The sequence below is a fragment of the Cupriavidus sp. SIMBA_020 genome (assembly GCF_046535395.1).
GTDB classification, from domain to species: domain Bacteria; phylum Pseudomonadota; class Gammaproteobacteria; order Burkholderiales; family Burkholderiaceae; genus Cupriavidus; species Cupriavidus campinensis.
In genome coordinates this window covers 1-386 of sequence record NZ_JAWRWU010000121.1, presented here as the reverse complement: position 1 = coordinate 386, position 386 = coordinate 1, and the positions used below count along the sequence as shown (strand labels likewise).

Genomic DNA, 386 nt, shown 5'->3' with positions numbered 1-386 from the left:
GCAGTGGCCTTACCGATGTCGATTCACCGACGCGCCGCGTAATATGCGGCGCGCATCACAACTACGCCGATCCACGGATGGAGATGAGAGACATGCAGGACCAGTACATCCTCGCGCTTGACCAGGGCACGACGAGCTCCCGCGCAATGCTGTTCGATCGCCAGGGCAACATCGTTTCGATCGCCCAGAAGGAATTCGAACAGATCTACCCGCAACCCGGCTGGGTCGAGCACGACCCGCAGGAAATCTGGTCGACGCAAGCCGGCGTCGCCGCCGAAGCCGTCACGCGCACGGGCCTGAACGGCACGTCGATCGCGGCGATCGGCATCACCAACCAGCGCGAGACGACCATCGTCTGGGATCGCGAAACCGGCCAGCCGGTCTAC

At 63.5% G+C, this 386-nt stretch carries 1 protein-coding gene; it reads left to right on the top strand.

The genetic code is table 11. The features are described from left to right. Window positions 1–92 precede the first annotated feature (92 nt). Window positions 93–386, top strand: a 294-nt coding sequence (locus SB751_RS28435) for an FGGY family carbohydrate kinase (RefSeq protein WP_410748842.1), incomplete at its 3' end; no start/stop codon positions are given.